The following is a 19,324-nucleotide window of genomic DNA, read 5'->3' as shown; positions in this document are numbered from 1 at the left end:
CTTACTGACCCCGACCGCCCTGATGCTCACACCGCAAAATCGGCTTTCTCCAAAGCCGCCTCGGTCTCGGCCTGATTGACGACAACGATGTGCTGACTCCGGGCCGGCAGCTTGGCGGCGTCGCCCAAGAGGCCGAGCCGCTTCAGAACATAGAACAGCATGGCGTAGCGCACGGTTAGGACCGCTGAGCCTTTCTCCATGCCATAGTCTTTGGCGACGACGGCCTTCTGACTTGTGGTCAGATCAGGGTGAGGGCCAATCTCGACACCGAACCGCTCTTGCCAAAGCGCGTCATGCTCTGCGGGCGCGCCAGGTTCGCCGAGGCTCCCGATCCCGAGAACGCGCGGCAGCAGGAAATCCTTGAACTTGTCGGTGACGTGACAATAGCCGCGAACGTGCCAGCGGAAGCCGTCATAGCCGAAGGCGTGGGGCGTGATCCGTCGCCAGATCGGATCGGGCCGATCCTTGCTCATCGACTGATAGTGAATGTCCACCGACCGGTGATCGCGCACGGCGCTGAGGACCGTGCGCAGCACGGACGCGTCGATATCTCTCCGGGGTGTCAAGGCGATGTCAGTGTCGGGAACCTGGGTGATCCAGGATTCCGATAGATCGATCAGTCCTTCAGCGACCGACCGCAGGCGCGACAGATAGCCGTCGGGATCGGGCTTGAGGAAATGGGGCTCGAAATGCTCGCTCGCGACGTACCGCTTGGCACTCTTGTCGTAGAGGGCGTTGTTGGGCGCTCGCTCCTGGTAGAGCGTCAAATCCTTTGATGCTTGCGGCACCGAGACGTCGAACATCTCGATGATGTCCGAGCGATTGACCCCGCCTTCCCAGAACAGGCGGAACTCGATGAACTCGAGCCGACGCTCAACGCCCCACTTCAATGTCGTCAGGCTTTCCGCCATCCGAATCTTCCTCCAAAACGGATGCAGATAAAAACTATATGGACACATCTGCACGACGTGTGTAGTTTCTATTCCCATCACGGAGTCGCGTCAAGCGAAACCGTGCCGGGCAACAGGAGGACCACATGGCCAAGACCCCCTCGAAGAATGAAGTAACGAGCAAGAAAGCCGCGAGTGCGGCATCGCAGGTGCTGCGCGACCCCAAGTCGAGCGCAGCGGCAAAATCGGCGGCGGCTTCGGCGCTGACGCAGCGCCCGAACAAGAAGTAAGTCAGGGAGAACGACGATGACCACCCTTTCCAACCGGCGGACCATCGTCGCCCATGGCCGTTTGGCGATGCGCGAGTTGCGCCTCGACGCGGCGCGGCAGCGCCGACACGGCGTGCAGATCATGTCATTTGAACAACTCACGGTCCGTCTGGCCGGTGGCTTCGCCCGTCCGATCGATGACGAGTGTTTGCGAACCGCGATCCAGGCCGTGCTGCCGGACACGACCCTCGGAGAGCTGGAAAGCATCAAGCTGCTTCCTGGCATGGTCGATGCGGCGGCCGACACCCTCCACAAGGCGTGGCGGGCCGGTATCGACTTGGCCGCTCGCGCCGGGGATCATCCTCGGCTCGACTCGATCGCGCGCCTGGAAGCTGCGGTTCTAGCCCAGTTGCCGCCCGGTATGATGCGTCCTACCGATCTCGTGGCCCGCGCATTGGAGCGCGTTGCTCATGCTCATGCGGTTTTGGGTCCGCTCGAGATCGTCGGTATCACCGAGCTTTCGCCGTGCTGGCGTCCGCTCCTGCAGGAGCTCACCGCGCATACTTCGGTGAGCTGGACAGCCGGCCCTCGGCCGACCCCGCTGTGGCTGGACGCGTTCGACGTCACGATCAACCGGGCAGACCCAACCGCTCCGGCAATCAGTACGGTCAGCGCCGCGACTGCCTATCACGAGGCGATCGAGGCCATTCGATGGGCGCGGGGCCTGATGGCTTCAGGAGAAGCGGAGGCCGCCGACATCGCGATCGCGGCCGCATCGACCGGTGACTATGACGATCACCTCCTCGCCCTGCGCGCCGATGCGAACCTGGATCTTCACTTCGTCCACGGCATCAAGGTCACGACAACCCGGGATGGTCAGGCGGCTGCGGCACTCGCGGATCTCCTCATTCGCGGCTTCTCGCAGACCCGGATACGTCGGCTCGCAGCGTTGTGCGGTTCGGAAACCGGCCCCTTTGCCGGCTTTCCGCAGGGCTGGCTGCGCGTCCTGCCGACCGACGCGCCGCTGGCTTCACCGGCATCTTGGCAACGCTTGCTGGACCGGCTGACCGCCGACGACTGGCCCGACGCGACGGATCATACGCCGACCTTGCGTGGCATCATTGATTTGTTGGCGAAGGGACATCCGGCAGCCGACGAGATCGGCGCAGCCTTTCTGTCCGGACGCGCCCTGGCGATCTGGCGCAAGGCACTGCTGGCTGGACCATCGGGGTCGCTCGATGCGACCCTGGACAGCCTGAAACAAGATGACGGGCTTGAGGCCTGCGTTTCCGTGGCTTGGATGCCCGCAAGCGCCTTGGCGGCTTCGCCGCGCCGTTTTGTTCGGCTCATCGGCATGAATTCATCGCGCTGGCCGCGCGGCATTTCCGAAGATCGTCTGATTTCCGATCACATCATCCCAACCGCTGAGCTGGACCCGCTGCCGGTCGGCGCGGCGGATCGGCGAGATTTTGAGACCATCCTCGCCACGACGAGCGGTCAGATCGTCATGTCGCGCGCTCGCCGCGACAGCGAAGGCCGCTTGCTGGGGCGCAGCGCGCTGCTCGGTCCGGCATCTGAGGAGATCTACATCCGGCGCAATGCGGTTCCGGCTCACGCATTCAGCGAGACCGATCGATTGATGGCACGACCCGATGAGTTCGCGCGGGACAGCCAGGCCATCAGCGCCACCACGGCTTGGCGCAACTGGCATCGCAAGGAGATTACACCGCACGATGGACTGGTTCGCGCTGACCATCCTCTCCCGCAGGCCATCCTCGGCCGGACTCAATCGGCCAGTTCGCTTCGTCTGCTGCTCCGCAGCCCGCTCGGCTTTGTATGGCGCTACGGGATGCGCCTGCGCACCCCAGAGAGCGGCGCGGACCCGCTTGTCCTTGATGCATTGGCAATGGGCGACCTAGTTCACATGACACTCGATCTGGCGCTTGCGACGCTTGAAAAGGGCGGCGGCCTCGCCGCGGCTGACGAAGCGCAGATCGCTGGCGCCGTGCAGGATGCTGCTGCCAGGATCGCGGTCGTGTGGGAAAGCGAACGAGCGGTCCCACCGGCGCTCATCTGGCGACGGACGCTCGACGACGCCCGGATTCTTACCACGCGCGCCCTGACTTACGGCGACGAGCATCTGCCCGACGCCCGCTCTTTTGGCGAAGTCGCCTTCGGCGGCGCGACGCCCAAGGCGGACACCGCCAGCCCGTGGGATTCGCAGACACCCGTCGAAATCCCCGCAACCGGCTTTCGCATCGCCGGCTATATTGATCGCCTGGACATTGCCGGAGACGGCAAGCGCGCGCTCGTTCGTGATTATAAGACCGGACGGCCGCCCAAGGACGATATCAGTCTCGATGGTGGCCGCGAGTTGCAACGCTGCCTCTATGCCTTCGCCGTCAAGGCCCTTCTTGGCGACGACGTGTCGATCAGTGCATCGCTGCTCTTTCCGCGCGATCAGGTCGACTTCCAACTCGGCGACCCGGAAGCGACACTCACCGAGATCACCGGCTATTTGCAAGCCGCTAGGGCGAACCTTCAATCCGGCCAGGCCCTAATCGGTCCGGACACCGGCGGCGCATACGACGATCTGGCGTTCGCCCTGCCGGCCAATGCGGGCGCCACCTACTGCAAACGAAAACTGCCCGCCGCGACCGAAGCTTTCGGCGATGCTGCGCTGGTCTGGGAGGCGCAGTGATGACCGCTGCTACCAACACACTGCGCGATGACGCCGCCCGCCGCACCGCCATCGGCGTCCATGATCGCTCGATCCTGGTCGAAGCCGGCGCAGGCTCCGGCAAGACAGCCGTGATGGCCGGCCGCATCGCCGCCATGCTCGCCGAGGGCATCGCGCCCAAGTCGATCGCAGCCGTCACCTTTACGGAATTGGCAGCCAGCGAGCTGCTGATCCGCGTTCGCGACTTCGTTGCCGACCTCGCGACCGGCACAATTCCGACCGAGTTGCGCATCGCATTTCCCGACGGCTTGTCAGCCAACCACAACGAGAACCTTGCGGCCGCCGCATCGGTCATCGACGAGATCACCTGCTCGACAATCCATGGCTTCTGCCAGCGCCTGATCAAGCCCTACCCGGTCGAGGCGGACATCGATCCCGGCGCGAGCGTGATGGACCGCAACCAAGCCGATCTCGCTTTCATCGAAATCGTCGAGACGTGGCTGCGCGAACAGCTCTCGGGCGGTGAAGGCGGCATCATCGCGGAAATGGTGCTGCACAATCCCGGCGAAACCGTCGGCTTGATCCACAAGATCGTCGCCAACCTGCGCAAACGCAGGACCGTTTCCGCGCCGCCGGTCAGCGGCCTGGCCCCGCACCTGGGCGCTTTCCATCACGCCGTCGATGGTTTGATGGAGTTCATCCGCACCGCACCAGCGGTGGAGGAAGAAACCGCCATGCTCGCCGAGCGCTTCGCCGGAATGGCCGCAGGGCTCGACAGCGGGCCGGTCATCGAAACGCCAGTCGGCTTGGTGCGATTGCTGGTTACACAGCCGCATTCCGACCTCTGCACCAAAACCGGCTCGTTCCTTGCCTACAAGAAGAAGGGCAAATGGGTCGAAGCCGCCAAGCGCGAAGGCTTGGCCAAGACCGAAGGCGAACGGCTGAACATCGCGGCGGATGCGCATTACGCCGCGTGCTGCCAAGCCTGGCAGGATCTGGTCCAGAACGTCGCCAGTCGCGTCCTGTGCGACCTCATCGCTCAGGTACAGCCTGTGCTGGCCCGTTTCCGGGACTACAAGCGTTCGGCCGCCCAGCTCGATTTCGACGATCTGATCTTCGCGGCGCGCGATCTTTTGCGCGATCATGACGATGTCCGACGGTCCCTCGCCGCCCGCTTCGCCCACGTCCTTGTCGACGAGTTTCAGGATACTGACCCGCTTCAGACGGAAATCTTCTGGCGCCTCTGCGGCGAGCCGCCGGCCGGGGTCGCGAGCGCAGACTGGAGCGCCTTCACGATCCGTCCCGGCGCGCTCTTCCTCGTCGGTGATCCCAAGCAGGCGATCTATCGCTTCCGCGGCGCCGATGTCAGCGCCTATGTCCGCGCGCGCGATGCCTATCTCGCGCAGGACCCTGAGAGCGTCCTGGCGATCTCCACCAATTTCCGTTCCTGCGCGCCGATCCTGACCTATGTGAACGACCGCTTCGAGGCGCTGCTTTCGAGCGAGGGCCAACCCGGCTTCACGGCGCTCGATCCCTTTCACGCCGATCGCGGCGAGGCCCTTTGCGTTGCGGCTCTCGACGTTGCCGTTGCCGATGAGAATGGCAAGGCCTCAGCTGAGCAACAGCGCGACGGTGAAGCCGACGCGATCGCCCAAATGTGCGCCCGGTTGATTGGCAGTGAGATGATCCTCGATCGTCGCTCAGGCGCCAGTCGACCTTGCCGGCCAGGCGACATCGCGTTGCTAGCGCCCACCGGCAGTGATCTTTGGCGATACGAGGAGGCGCTCGAACGCCACGGCATCCCGGTCGCCACGCAGGCAGGCAAAGGCCTGTTCCGCCGCCAGGAGATCCAGGATCTGATCGCGCTGACGCGTGTTCTCGCCGACCGCCGTGACACGCTCGCCCTCGGGGCATTGCTGCGCGGCCCGCTCGTCGGTCTGACCGAAGAAGAACTGCTCGACATCATCTGGGCACTTCCTCGTGCAGAAGACGATCCCGAACGGCTGCCCCGCCTCGACCTCGGCGTTGAGCTCGAGCATATCGCGCATCCGCTGGCCCGATCGACCATCGAGACGCTACAGGCACTCTATCGTCAAACCAACAGCACCACACCGCACGACCTTTTGTCGCAAGCGATCGACGCGCTGCGGGTCCGTCCCATCCTGCTGGAACGCCATCGCGGCCAAGCAGAGCGCGCGCTTGCCAACGTCGATCTCTATCTCAGCCTGACGACGTCCTTTGCTGTTCGCGGTCTGCGCGCTTTCGCCGAGACGATGACAGCGGCGTGGACCGATGAGGCCCGGGCGGTCGAGGGACGGCCCGATGCTCAGGAAGAGGCCGTGGCGCTCTACACGATGCACGCGGCCAAGGGCCTTGAATGGCCGATCGTCGTCCCGATCAACACGATGACCGGCATCATGGCGCCCGAAAGCGCCGTGACCGACCGCGACAGCGACACCTTCTATTGCCCGGTGTTTGGGGTGAAGCCTGTTGGCTATGAAGCTGCGCGGGACGCCGAGAAGGCCGAACTCGACCGGGAGCGCATCCGATTGTGGTATGTCGCAGCAACGCGCGCCCGCGAGCTTCTGGTGCTTCCGCGCCTCGATGCGGCGCAATCGAAATCTGCATGGATTTCGCTTCTGGATCTTTCGCTTGCCGAACTGCCGGCGCTCGACCTGTCGCATTTGCCGCCCGAGCTCGACCTTGCGGCAGGCGGCGAGGCCAACGACCAGACCCGGGATGATTTTGCCGCTGAAGCGGCATCGATCGTAGCGCGACAGCGTCGCCTGATCTGGCTTGCGCCAAGCCGCGACGAAAGCGCCGATGGACCGGTTTTGACCCCGGAAGCGGTAGAAATCTGGGCAGCGTCGGAGGCCGGTCAGCCCGATGACGAGGCGGTGCGCCCCAATGTTCAGGGCGGTCGCGAAAGGGGCCTGATCCTGCACAAGCTGCTGGAAGAGGTCCTGACCGGCGAGACGCCGGACGATGCCGGAGCCCTCAGCGAGCGCGCACGAGCGCTCATCGGGGAGATCGGCAGGCCCGTTATGGCAGACCCTTCTCAGGGCCTTTCTCCAGACGAGCTTGCCGGTTGCGTAGTCCGCACATTGGCGCTCCCCGAGATCGCGGAGTTGCGTCCTACGTTGGTGCCCGAGCTGGCGGTCTATGCAGCGGTGGACGTTGACGGCGTCGAACAGGCGACTGTGGGAATCGCTGACGCCACCAGCTTCGACAACGGGGACAGGCCAACCGTTGTGATCGACTGGAAAAGCGATGTGCAGCCGACAGCCGAAACCCTCAATCACTATCGCGCGCAGGTACGAGCCTATCTCGACATGACGGGGACTGACCGCGGCCTGATTGTCCTCGTCACGACAGGGCAGGTCATCGCCGTCACGCCCACAACCGCGCCCCTGGCCGCCTGAAGAGAAGGGAACGGACGCCATGCTGACGCGAGCGACCGCCAAGGCGCCTGAACAGGATGATCTGTTCAGCGAGGAGGTGACGTTTCTGTTCCCGGCTTTGCTGGCGCTGGAAGGCAGGCTTCTGGGCAGCGCTGTGCGTCAGCAGGCGGTTCCCTCCGCTCTAACCCCATGCCGCCTGAAGCCGTTCACGGTTCGGCGGGTAAGCGGCTTTGAGACGAACCTGAAAAGCGGCGAGACGCTGAAAATCATTAGCGCCAAAACGGCAGCCTCGCTCGATGCCGACCTCGTCCTGCTTGTCCCCGGCGCGACAACGACCCAATCCATCCGTGAGGCGCTCGAACGTGGTGAAGGGCGTTGGCTGCATCCAAAGCCGATCGATCCGGCAGCATTGGGTGCCCAGGCTATGCTGCAGCGGCTGACCGGGGTTACGGCATCCTGGGAGGATGCGTTTCATCTGCGCGAAGGTCGTGCGGCCACAGATGACAAACCGCTCTATCCGGGATTACGGCGGCCGCAGATCGGCGCCCTTCACGCCGCGCTTGCTCATGCGACGCGCTCGACGGACCCCGCCACGATCGTCATGCCGACCGGCACGGGCAAGACGGAGACCATGCTTGCGCTCAATGCGCGTCAGCGGTTTGGTCGCTTGCTCGTCGTGGTTCCGACGGATGCGCTGCGCGAGCAGATCGCTGCGAAGTTCGAGACGTTTGGCGTCCTAAAGGCACAGTCGTGTCTCGACGTCTCTGCGCTATTTCCCGTGGTCACCCGGCTCACCCGCATCCCGACCTCGATCGCCGAAGTCGATCAGATCTTCGACAGCGCCAATGTCATCGTCACCACCATGCATATTGCCGGCCGCGCCGAACCGCCGGTTCAGGAGCATATGGCGACCCGAGCCTCGGCGCTCTTCATCGATGAGGCACACCACATCGGGGCTCGTACCTGGGCATCCTTTCGCGGACTGTTCGCCGAACGCACGCCGCCCATTCCGGTCGTCCAGTTCACTGCCACACCGTTCCGCGAAGATGGTCGCCGCGTCGACGGGGAGTTCATCTATACCTATCCGCTGAAGAAGGCGCAGCAGGAGGGGTATTTCAAGCCGATCCGGTTCGAGGCGGTGTTCGGACTCGATCAACTCGACGCGGACCAGGCGATCATCGACAAGCTGGGTGACGTGCTCGCCGCCGATCTGGATGCCGGCCTCAATCATCTGGCGATGGCCCGGTGCAGCACCATTGAGCGCGCCAAGCATCTCCATCGCCTCTACACGCTTGCCTACCCGGACTACCGACCCGTCATCGTTCACAGCCAGCAGTCGCTTAAGGAGCGTCGCGAGAATCTTGCCGCTTTGCGACGGTTCGACAGCCGGATCATCGTCTGCGTCGACATGCTCGGTGAGGGCTTCGACCTACCGGAGTTGAAAATCGCGGCGCTGCACGATCATCACAAGAGCGTCGCAGTCACGATCCAGTTCGTCGGCCGCTTTACACGCCAAGATCCCAGGTTGGGAGACGCCACGGTCATTGCCAACACCGGCGTCGATGACGTGGATCGTTCGCTCGCCAGGCTCTATGCAGAAGATGCAGACTGGAACGCGCTGGTGGAGGCCCTCAGTTCGGCAAAGATCGAACGTCAGGTACGCCGCGCCGAGATGTTCAAGGGGTTCTCCGGCGATCTGAGCGACATTCCGCTCCAGACGCTTGAGCCAAAGATGAATGCCGTGGTCTACCGCACGGCCTGCGACGCTTGGGACCCGTTCCAGGCCGAAGAGCTCTACAACGCCGGGGTCTATCTCGGCATGAAGCTCAACGCTCACAAACGCGTGGCGATCTTCGTGACGCGCGCCGAAGAACAGGCCCGTTGGACCACCGCGCAACAAGCGGTCAACGTGACCTGGGACCTGCACATGCTGCACTGGGATCAGGCTAGCGGACTGCTCTACATCAGCAGTTCCGCAAAGGGGCCTTTTGATCGTCTCGCCAAAGCGGTGTGCGGTGAGACCGCCCGCCGCGTCGAAGGCGAAGAAGTGTTTCGCAGCCTCCATGGGTTCAAGCGACTCATTCTGCGCAATCTCGGACTTACCCATCACCAGGGCCGAGGGGTTCGCTATTCAATGTACATGGGCGTTGACGTCGCCGACGGTCTCGACAGCGCAAAGTCCCAATCGAGGATCAAGAACAACATCTTCGCCACGGGCTTTCTTGACGGGATGCCCGCCTCGCGCGGCTGCTCCGCCAAAGGCAAGTTCTGGTCGAGCGCGAAGGTTCGCGACCTCACCGACTGGGTTGATTGGTGTCAGGATGTCGGCCGCACGGTCAACGACCCAAGCATCACGACCGATGGGGTCTTCAAGAGCGCGATGCGCCCTTGCCAAATCAACGAGCGCCCGACCGTATCACCCGTTGCGATCCACTGGCCTGAATCGTTGATCATGCAGATCGAAGAACGCATCGAGATCTCGTTCGGCGATCAACCGGTCTCGTTCACCGAATGCGATATAGAGCTGCTCGACAATGCCCGCACGGGACCGCTGCGTTTTGCGGTCCGTAGCGACGATCATTCGGCCGAGTTCGAGATCGTGTTCAGCGATGGCGGCGCCCGCTATCCGCAGCGCAGTGGTCCCAAGGCCACGATCAAGATCGGCAGCAAGTTCCAGTCGCTTTCGGAATCCTTTGCCGACGACTCGCCTCAGATTGATTTCGGCGATGGCTCGCTGCTCATCTACAGCCACCTTTACAGCCTGCCGGAAGGCGAGACGGTCGAGCCCTACCCGGTGGCCAAGATCGAAGCCTGGGACTGGTCGAAAGCCAATATCCGCGTCGAATCGCAGGGCACGGCCAAGCGCGCAGACTCCGTCCAGCGCACGGTGATCGAGGCCCTGCTAACGGACCCCGATCCCTATGACGTGATCTTCGATGATGACGGCAAGGGTGAGATCGCAGACGTCGTCGCCCTGCGGATTACCGACAGCGTCGTTTCGGCCACCCTGTTCCACTGCAAATATTCCGGGGCCGATACGCCAGGCGCGCGGCTTAGCGACCTGTACGAGGTTTGTGGACAGGCCCAGAAATCGGCGCGTTGGCGCGACCGCCCCAACCGAATGCTGCAGCATATGCTCAAGCGTGAGCAGAAGCGTCGTGACAGAGGTCTCAGCTCTCGGATCGAAACGGGCTCCGCGGCCGCGATCAAGAAGCTGAAGGCGGGGTGGCAGGATTATCGGTTCGAATATGACGTTCGGATCGTGCAACCTGGCCTGTCGCGCAAAGCCATCGGGGAAGAGGGCCTCCACCTGTTGGCCGGCGTCGAGACCTACCTGCTCGAAACTCGCGGAATGCGCCTTCGTGTCATAGGCAGCGACTGACAGTCGATCACTAGGGACGCTAGTCGTCCATTGAATAAGCCACGGGGGGCCAATGTCTTCACTTGCCTGGATTGATTTCGATGAAGCCGAGCGCCAGCGCGCGCAGCGGATCATGGCGCTATTCCAGGAGCGGGAAACCCGCGACGAACTGGGTCTGGGCGGCATCCGCGATTCGATCGCCGATCACCTTTTCCCGGGCACCAGCACGATCCAAACCCGGCTACGCTACATGCTGTTCATCCCTTGGCTGTTCCAGATGCTCGAAGGATCATCGGCCGGGGCGGATCAGCTCGCGAGCGAAGCGCGCGCCCTCGAAAACCGGCTCGCCAACGCGCTCAAGGCCGGCGGCGAGTCCAACGGCATCATTGGCAGGGATGCCGGTGCGGACCTCCAGAGACTGCCCAGTTCGGTCTACTGGGCCGGGCTCGGTACATGGGGCATCCGTCTCTTCCCAGGCTCAACCGACAACCTCTTTTCCTCCATGCGCCATCTCCAACGCGCGCGGCCTCGTGTCCGCGAAAGCGAGGATTCAGCGTCCGAGGCCCAAGCCCTTCAGATCTGGACCCCGACGCTGCCAGCGCGTCCCACCGACCTGCTCGACTATACGCAGTTCAAGCTCTCGCTCGACGAGGCCCAGTTCATCATCGATCGGCTCATCGCCCATCAACCGCACAGCCTCTTGGCGTTTTTAGCGCGAAGCGGGTCCAGCCAAGCTGAATGCGACAACATCTGGGAGCACCCCCATCTTGCCGATTTCCCTGACGACGCCCGTACATTGGTCGGCCATGGCGCCATATTCTCTAGCGTGATGCACGGCGCCTCGCTGCTCTACAACTTGCTGCTCAGTCGGCTCCGTGATCGGGCCGAATGGATCGAGAAATACGAGGTGCGGTTTGCCGAATGGCAATCCAGCCTGGACATGGCCGCAATCCGGGCTTGGTCACTCGATGCGTTCTGGGCGGCGATCGATCATCCCGCACACAGCATCCGGCCCGCAGCCAAACGCTTCGTCGCCGAATGGCTTGGCCTGTTGACATCGGGCAGCGTCCTAGACGGTGCGCTGACGCCGGCCGCCCGTCTTGTGCAGGATCGCGAGCGGCGACTGAAAACAAGCCAGTCCCGATTTGCCAATCGAGCCGTGCGAGACCGTTGGACAGGCGCTTCTGGTGTCGAGCCGCTGACCTTCCGATGGGCGCAAGCCAAGTCGCACCTGCGGGATCTTGCCAGTGCTGAATAGAACGACGCTCGATCCGGAAACCCGCGTTCTCTACGGCGACAGCCTTCAGCCCCCTCCGGGCTATGTCTTCGACGCTGCGATCGCGACGACTTTCTCGCTCGATTTCGAAACCGCGCTCGCCGCACCCGTCAGCCTCGCCCTGTTCGCGGCTGAAAATCGTGACGACATTCTTACCCACCCGCTGGCGTTGCTCGAAGGCGCCGAGCGGATCGCTGGACGCCTCGTCATCTATGCCGATGCAGGGCATCTACATGCTCAAAGCCGCCCTCATTCACGGCTCTGCTCTCTGCTCGAACGCATTATCGTCGAAGTCGCTGCACCGCGCGAAGGTGCGTTCCATCCCAAGCTCTGGGCTCTCCGCTATCGGCCGACGCGCGCCGAAGATCCGACGCTCCTGCGGTTGCTGGTGCTCTCGCGCAACCTTACGCGAGATCGGTCTTGGGACATCTCGCTACGTCTCGATGGCGAGCTGACGCGCCGCCCCGATGCGAACAACCGGCCGCTGTTCGATCTTCTGAGCCGACTGCCAGACCTCGCCGTCGCGGGCATCTCCGACGATGCGCGCACACTGACCGCTGAGGTTGCCGAAGATATTCGGCGCGCCCGGTGGAGCGTGCCCGACCGGTTCGACGAGGTCAGCTTCGCGGTCAACGGGTTCGGCGGCAAAATCTGGCAGCCTACGTCCTGCGCGCGACTGGGCGTCATCTCGCCCTTTTGCGATACCAGTGCGCTCAACCTGCTCAGCGGGCTGCCGACAGCAGAAAAGGCCGTCATCATCAGCCGCCCGGATCAATTGGCTTGCGTCGACAGCGCCACACTAGACGCTTTTGAACGCGTTTCCGTCCTCGACGAAATGGCCGCCAGCGAAGACGGCGAGGAGGTCTCCACCAGCGCGCTTCAGGGACTACACGCCAAGGCATTCATCGCCGAGACGGGCTGGGACACGATCCTGACGATTGGGTCCGGCAACGCGACGCGTCCTGCCCTTCTGTCGGGCAACAATGTAGAGCTCTTCGCTTCGCTCAGAGGCAAGCGATCTAAGGTCGGCAGCGTCGAGCAGATCATGGGCGAGAAGGGCTTTGGGCGCCTCACCCGCACCTTCGTTGCCAGCGAGCTTGAACCCATTGATCCCGCCACCATCGCCGCAGAGGCAAGGCTCGACGACGCACGCCGCGCTTTGTGCCGCGGTGGATTGCGCCTGCGCTGTGAGCGGATCGAAAGCATTGACGGCGATGCGCACCCGTGGCGCGTCTGGCTTATTCCCACGGAGCCGTTGCCGCTTGTCGGGATCGCCTCGCTGCAGGTTTGGCCCATCACCCGAGGAGATGGCCATGCCAGCGATGTGCTGGATGCCCTTCGCGCAGGAACGGCTGTCGATCTCGGTGCCATGCCGATCGTCGACCTCACCCGCTTTCTGGCCCTTCGGTTGACCGCAGACGGTGCCCAGGTGTCAGCCCTGTTCAGCACCAGTCTGGTGATGGAAGGCCTTCCACCTGAACGCCATGCCGCCATTCTTCGCTGGGTGATCGACAGCCGAGATGCGTTCTTTCGCTATCTGCGGCTCCTCTTGTCAGAACTCGGCGATCCATTCGGCGCGGCCTTGGCGGCGCAGGAAGGTTCCGGCAGCATGGCTTGGGCCAGTGCCGCCGACGACGCACCGCTCTTGGAAGATATGGTTCGCGCCTTGTGTCGTGGAGGCGAAAGACTTCATGCAATCGAACGCCTGATGACGCGATTGGAGGCTGGCAACGTTACCGGCGCCGATCCGATACCCAGCGATTTCCGAACCCTTTGGGATGCTTTCCGCATTGCCCTCCAGGATCAGGGCCTCAGCCATGACGGATAACCGGTTTGAAGCCGAAGCTGCCCTCGCTCCGCTGAAAGCCTTTCAGCGTCGTACAGTCGATTATGTGTTTGACCGGCTTTACGGCGATCAGGATCCCGTCAGGCAATTCCTTGTCGCGGACGAAGTGGGCCTTGGCAAAACCATGGTCGCGCGCGGCGTCATCGCCCGCACTATCGAGAAGCTTTGGGACAGCACCGACCGGATCGATATCCTCTATATCTGTTCCAATCAGGCGATTGCAGCTCAGAACATAAATCGGCTCAATGTGCTTGGCCGACGCGAGCTGGCGTTACCGACGCGCATGACCCTTATCCCGCTCCAGGTCCGGGGCGATCAGGGGCTCGACGCCAACAAGGTCAACTTCATCAGCCTGACACCAGGCACGACCTTTGACCTGCGCTCGACCACAGGCGTCACGCAGGAACGCGCCTTGCTGCTGCGGATGCTCGAAGACCGGGTGTCGCGGCCGCGCGGCCTGCACAATCTGCTTCAGGTGTCCGCCGGTGTTGATGGCTGGAATACCGCCGTCCGCGAGCTGTCTCTGGATGGTGTTGATCAACGGATCATCGATCGCTTCCGCCGCGACGTCGAAAAAGATGCCGAACTGTTCACGGAACTGGAAGCGGTCTGCGACCTCTTCCCGCGTCGCCGTGAAGCCTATCCTTATGAGCTGAACCAGCGGCGCAATGCCTTGGTCGGTCGTCTTCGCGGCAAACTCTCGCACGCCTGCATCGACGCCCTGAAACCCGACCTCATAATCATGGATGAGTTTCAGCGGTTCCGCGACTTGCTCCACGGCGAAACCCCGGCTGCTGACCTGGCGCGCGAGCTGTTCGACTACTCGGACGGCAAGGGTCATGCCGCGCGCACGCTTCTGCTTTCCGCCACACCCTACCGGATGCTGACATTGTCGGGTGACGAACCCGATGACGGCGAACATTACCGTGATTTTCTGGAGACCTTGTCCTTCCTCTACGGTCGGACCAACGGTCCCGACGTGGCCAAAGCGCTGGAACGCGAAATGCGCGAGTTTCGCGGCTTCCTTCATGCGCTGCCTGGCGCGCGCAACGAGGCCATCGGCGCGCGTCATGTCGTCGAGGACCGGCTGCGCAAGGTAATGGCGCGCACCGAACGCGTGGCCAGCACCATCGAGCGCGACTCCATGGTGAGCGAGCCGCCGATGGCCATCACGATCCTGCCATCTGATCTACGCCAGGCCGCAGCAGTGTCGGACGTTGCGCGCGCCCTCGATGCGCCGGAGATCACCGAATACTGGAAGTCCGCGCCCTACCTCCTCAACTTCATGCGCGACTATGCGCTCAAACGGCTTCTGAAAGATCAGCTCGACAAGCCGGCGCCCAATCTGTGCGCTGCGCTCGAACGCGCACGGCCTGCCATGCTCGATCGCGACCGGCTTGACGCCTACGAGCCCCTCGAACCCGCTAACGGTCGGATGCGCGGCGTCATGGATGACGTGTTCGGCGATGGCCTCGATCAACATCTGTGGATCCCGCCATCCCTACCCTATTACGGTCCCGAGCGATCCGGGCCGCCGCTGACCAAGGCACTGATCTTCTCATCCTGGTCGATGGTGCCCGATGCGATCGCGTCAATCCTGTCCTACGAGGCCGAACGCCGCATGGGCGTCGGCGCTTCGGGGCAGCGATATTTCGGTCATGTTCGCCCACGCCCCATCCAGTTCCGGCAAAATCAAGGGCGGCTTGTCGCCATGCGCGCAATGCACCTGGTCTATCCCTCGCCGACCTTGGCGCGCATTGCCGACCCTCTTGCGATCTTTGGAGCGTCAAACGAAACCCTGTCGGTCGAAGCCATGCGTAAAGCCGTCGCCGACCGCTTGCGCGAGAGCGTCGCCGCGCTCGCCGAGCGGTCAGGCGACACCGCAGATGGCCGCGATTGGGAATGGGCTGCCCCGGCCGTCATCGACGCCATGGCGAAAGCCAGCTCCGTCGCCTGGGTCAACTCGCCTTACGGCTTCGCCCTCCTCGGCAACGAAGAGGGTTTCAAGGAGCATGTCGCCGAACTGCGGACTGTGACAACCGAACGCACCTTTGGACCCGTACCGGACACGCTGATTGACCTTCTGGTCGATGTTGCTCTCGGCAGCCCCGCAGTCTGTGCGCTGCGCGCCCTGCACCGGATCGCACCCGATCTCGCTTGGGACGATCATCGACTGCTGAAGGCAGCGAACCAGATCTCTTGGGGATTCCGCACGCTTTTCAACCAGCACGACGCCGTCGCCCTCCTCCGCAAGGACGACGATGACCGCTATTGGCGCCAAGTGCTCACCTACGGCGTTGAGCATAACCTTCAGGCCGTTCTCGACGAGTACGTCCACTATCTGCTCGACGCCGAGGGCTTGGGCGCCAAGCCAGCCGTCGATCGTATCGCTGGGATCAGCAAGGCGATCTCGGAGGCGTTGGCCATTCGCCCCTCGCAGATCGATGTCGAGGATCCAACGGTCGACGGTAAGAAGCTGGTGATCAACAAGTTCCAGATGCGCGGGCGCTTCGCCATGCGCCTGGCCGACTACAAAGACGAGGAAGGCGGGGCCGCACGCCTCTCCAGCGTTCGCGATGCCTTCAACTCACCGTTCCGACCCTTCGCGCTGGCCACGACCTCCGTCGGACAGGAAGGCCTCGACTTTCACCCTTATTGCTATCGGCTCTATCACTGGAACTTGCCCGGAAATCCCGTCGATCTCGAGCAGCGCGAGGGGCGTGTCCACCGCTTCAAGGGTCACGCAATCCGCCTAAATCTGGCGCATCGGCAGGTCGACGTGGTGCGTGGGCGCGAGAGAGATCACGATGATCCCTGGCAGATCATGTTCGACGCAGCTCGCGCCGAGACCGAGAATGACTCTGACCTCATTCCCTACTGGATTTACGAAGGGCCGGTGAAGGTCGAACGCCGCGTGCCCATGCTCCCGTTCAGCCGCGAGGTCCGACGACTCGAGTGGCTCAAACGAAGCCTGACCGTCTATCGCCTCGCGTTCGGACAACCGCGTCAGGAAGACCTGCTGGAGTATCTTCACAGCCTCATGGGAACCGCCATGGCGGCAGAAGATCTCGCCGACCTGCAAATCCGGCTCCAACCGTGACGTCGCGCCGCTCAGTCGCCTTCAACGGCAAGTGCCTTGCAGCGCTCCCCGACCAAGGCGATCACCTTCTCCTGCGCTGTCTTGGCGGCCTCAGCCTCGGCCGCGAAGGCAGGTAGCTGAAGCCCCTGCGCCCGGTCGGCCACACGCGCGGTCAAGTCCGCAATCGCAGTCTCGGCATCTCCGGCGGATACGCCGATTGTCCGCGCCAGCGCGAGGAAGTCCTGGGGCGTCAGACGGTCATCCTTGCCGTTGAGCTTGAGCGCCATGCGATCGCCCCCCAAACCCGGGAAGACGCGCGTGGTGACGGCGTCGTAGAGCGGCGCGAAGCGCACGCTCGTGAAGGCCTTGGCATCCACCTCGGCGACTTTGAGCACAGCGAGGTTCTTGAGATGCATATCGCCATCGGCGATGAGCCAGGCGAACACGGCCCGGCGGAACAGGATATCGAGATCGCTGGCCGGATCGGTCGACAGCGGTCGTAGGCCGCGCGCCATCCGCTCGATCGTTCCGTCGTATTTGGCGGATGCTGGAAGGTCCAAAATGGAGCAAAAGTCCTCCATCGCCAGACGCCGCTGATCCGCTGGCGCGCGACGAATATCGAACCGCTCGACGACCAGTGCAGGCGACATGCCGTCGGGCATCTCCAGCAGCGCGGCGTCGGGCACATCGAACCCGGCCGAGCGGCCAAGCTCCAGGCAAAGCCACTCGACGACCGGTAACATCTCGAAGCCCGCCGTGCCGGCGGGCTTGAGGATATGGGTGAACGGCTGATCGATGGCCGGAACGAGGGCGCCATCAGGCATCAGGCTCATCGGCGCCTTGATCTGGACGCCCGACAGGCGCGGCGTTTCCGCGCGCGCGAAGATGCGCGCCAGGTTCTGCTCGAAGGTCTCCTCGATCTCGCCCCGGGCCGGACCGGCGTAGCGGCCCGTGAAGCGACCGGTGTCGATGTATCCAGCCAGTGTTGTCGTGAGAATGTCAGCAGGCAGCGCCGCCAGTTCTTCTCGACCCTCGACGATGACGATGTTCGACATATATCGCCGTCCGCGCCGGAGCGCCTCGCGTTCATCGCGTTCGTGGAGAACCTGCGCCAGCCAGCCCTCAGGAAGCAGCGATTCAATGAAGGCCGGCAGCTTGCCCGGCGTGGTTTCGCGCACGAGGGCCGGTCCCGCTCGACGCCCCGGCTTCCAGCGCCATTCAAATCCATCGTGGGTCAGCCGGCCGAGCGGCTCACCGTGCCAGGCGACGAGGAGATCGAGCGCTGCCTTGTTGACCGGCGCCTTGGCAACGCCCGGCTGAGCTAGCAGAAAGCGTTCGGCACCTTCGCCTTCGCGATACCATTCGTTCTCGCGCGCCAGCACCCAGACGGCGTCGGCTGCGGCTTGGGGCGTCCCATGTTCCTCCACCAGACGCGCCGCCATCTGCGCGCGCATGTCGGCGGTAGCCGCGCTCGCATGTTCGCTGCGCAGGCGGAACGCTTCGAGAAAGCGCTGGCGCGGCGATGAGGCGTCGACGCGCAATTCGCCCAGGTCGTCGCCAATGACCGCCATCGCCGTCGATGGATGCTTCGGCGCTTCGTTCTGGATGATCTCAAGCGTCCGCAACCGCGTGCGCTGGTTGCGGCGGCCGCTGATGAACAGCCGCCCGTCGGGCGTCGGGGCGAGCAGCGCCGCACTCGCCGACGACAGATAGGCGTTGGGATAGAGATAGTGCGCAATCCGGACCGCATGACCGAGGATCGTCGCCTCGATATCCCCTTGGTGATCGACGTAAACCCCGCGGACGAGTTGGATCAACTCACCGGCCTTCGCGCGCTGATGCGCGCGCTTGGCGTCAATTGTCTCACCGACCAAATGAAGAGCCATAGGATTATCTCGCGTCTCAGATGCGCGTTAATCCCACCATCCGGTTTCGCGTGCAAGAATTATCTCTCATCTGAGATGCGAGATAATCCGACGTGTAGAGCTATTGGCGCGCGCCGACCCTGAATGATCGGCGCGATCCAGAACAGTCATGCCGCGAACGGCGCGCAGCCAGCCCTATGACGACTGGCCTAGCGGGCTCCGAGCGGGTTCGCCGATCCCCGCCACGGGCCTTGATCCGTCTCTCGCGGCGGCTTCTCCGATGGTCCCAGCGTTTCTGGGTCCCGGTCCCCAAGCTTACGTTGACAAGGCGTTATCGATTGATCGCGCGAGATGGCCTGCATGATGGCTCGCAAATTCCCAGAAACTCCGGACGCCGCCCCGACAGAGATCCCTCGATCTCGGGCTTCGCGAGCTAGCGCTCGCTAAGGCCGGAATCAAAAAGAATACCAGAATGGCTTTTCAATAGAATGCCTGAGACTGGTTATACAATATCTCTTTCCAACGGTATTTTCCGGACAAATCTCGCGACGCATTTCTTTCGGATGGCCGCAGATAGTGCCAATCAGGAGTCGACAGCCATTACCAAGTAAATAGCAATAGCATTTGACAAGAAAGGCCTTTGCCGATGCTTCTATT

Annotated in this window: 9 protein-coding genes; 7 read left to right on the top strand and 2 right to left on the bottom strand. The window is 63.1% G+C overall.

From position 1 onward, the window contains the following. Positions 1–26 precede the first annotated feature (26 nt). Positions 27–911, bottom strand: coding sequence for a WYL domain-containing protein (locus tag F4U94_RS16795; protein WP_150412026.1), 885 nt, complete (start codon positions 909–911; stop codon positions 27–29). 125 nt (positions 912–1,036) lie between these two features. Between F4U94_RS16795 and F4U94_RS24420 the strand changes: the two genes are divergently transcribed. From F4U94_RS24420 to F4U94_RS16765, 7 genes are read left to right on the top strand one after another with little or no spacing between them, the layout of a single operon-like run. Beyond that, a complete protein-coding gene (locus tag F4U94_RS24420) occupies positions 1,037–1,180 on the top strand; it encodes a hypothetical protein (protein ID WP_162843685.1) in 144 nt (47 codons plus the stop codon). Positions 1,181–1,196: 16 nt separating this feature from the next. Continuing rightward, positions 1,197–3,860, top strand: coding sequence for a PD-(D/E)XK nuclease family protein (locus tag F4U94_RS16790; protein ID WP_249042068.1), 2,664 nt, complete (start codon positions 1,197–1,199; stop codon positions 3,858–3,860). Beyond that, a complete protein-coding gene (locus F4U94_RS16785; protein WP_150412025.1) occupies positions 3,860–7,261 on the top strand; it encodes a UvrD-helicase domain-containing protein in 3,402 nt (1,133 codons plus the stop codon). Before F4U94_RS16790 ends, F4U94_RS16785 begins: the two co-directional genes overlap by 1 nt. A 19-nt stretch (positions 7,262–7,280) precedes the next feature. Continuing rightward, the gene (locus F4U94_RS16780; RefSeq protein ID WP_150412024.1) at positions 7,281–10,622 is read left to right on the top strand and encodes a DEAD/DEAH box helicase; all 3,342 of its coding nucleotides are present in this window, start codon (positions 7,281–7,283) and stop codon (positions 10,620–10,622) included. Between the two features lie 52 nt (positions 10,623–10,674). Beyond that, positions 10,675–11,859: a DUF6361 family protein gene (locus tag F4U94_RS16775; protein WP_150412023.1), complete on the top strand. Its 1,185-nt coding sequence runs from the start codon at positions 10,675–10,677 to the stop codon at positions 11,857–11,859. Further along, entirely contained in the window at positions 11,849–13,705 is a 1,857-nt protein-coding gene (locus tag F4U94_RS16770) for a phospholipase D family protein (protein ID WP_150412022.1), read from the top strand. The genes F4U94_RS16775 and F4U94_RS16770 overlap by 11 nt, the downstream gene beginning before the upstream one ends. Then, positions 13,695–16,823: a P-loop NTPase family protein gene (locus F4U94_RS16765; RefSeq protein ID WP_150412021.1), complete on the top strand. Its 3,129-nt coding sequence runs from the start codon at positions 13,695–13,697 to the stop codon at positions 16,821–16,823. Before F4U94_RS16770 ends, F4U94_RS16765 begins: the two co-directional genes overlap by 11 nt. Before the next feature lie 11 nt (positions 16,824–16,834). On the opposite strand, the gene F4U94_RS16760 is transcribed toward F4U94_RS16765, so the two are convergent. Continuing rightward, a complete protein-coding gene (locus tag F4U94_RS16760) occupies positions 16,835–18,688 on the bottom strand; it encodes a type II toxin-antitoxin system HipA family toxin (protein WP_066489062.1) in 1,854 nt (617 codons plus the stop codon). Positions 18,689–19,324 lie beyond the last annotated feature (636 nt).

Source organism: Sphingobium limneticum (genome assembly GCF_008710155.1).
GTDB classification, from domain to species: domain Bacteria; phylum Pseudomonadota; class Alphaproteobacteria; order Sphingomonadales; family Sphingomonadaceae; genus Sphingobium; species Sphingobium limneticum.
Note: the sequence above shows the minus strand (reverse complement) of the source record. Positions and strands in the feature narration are given on the sequence as shown.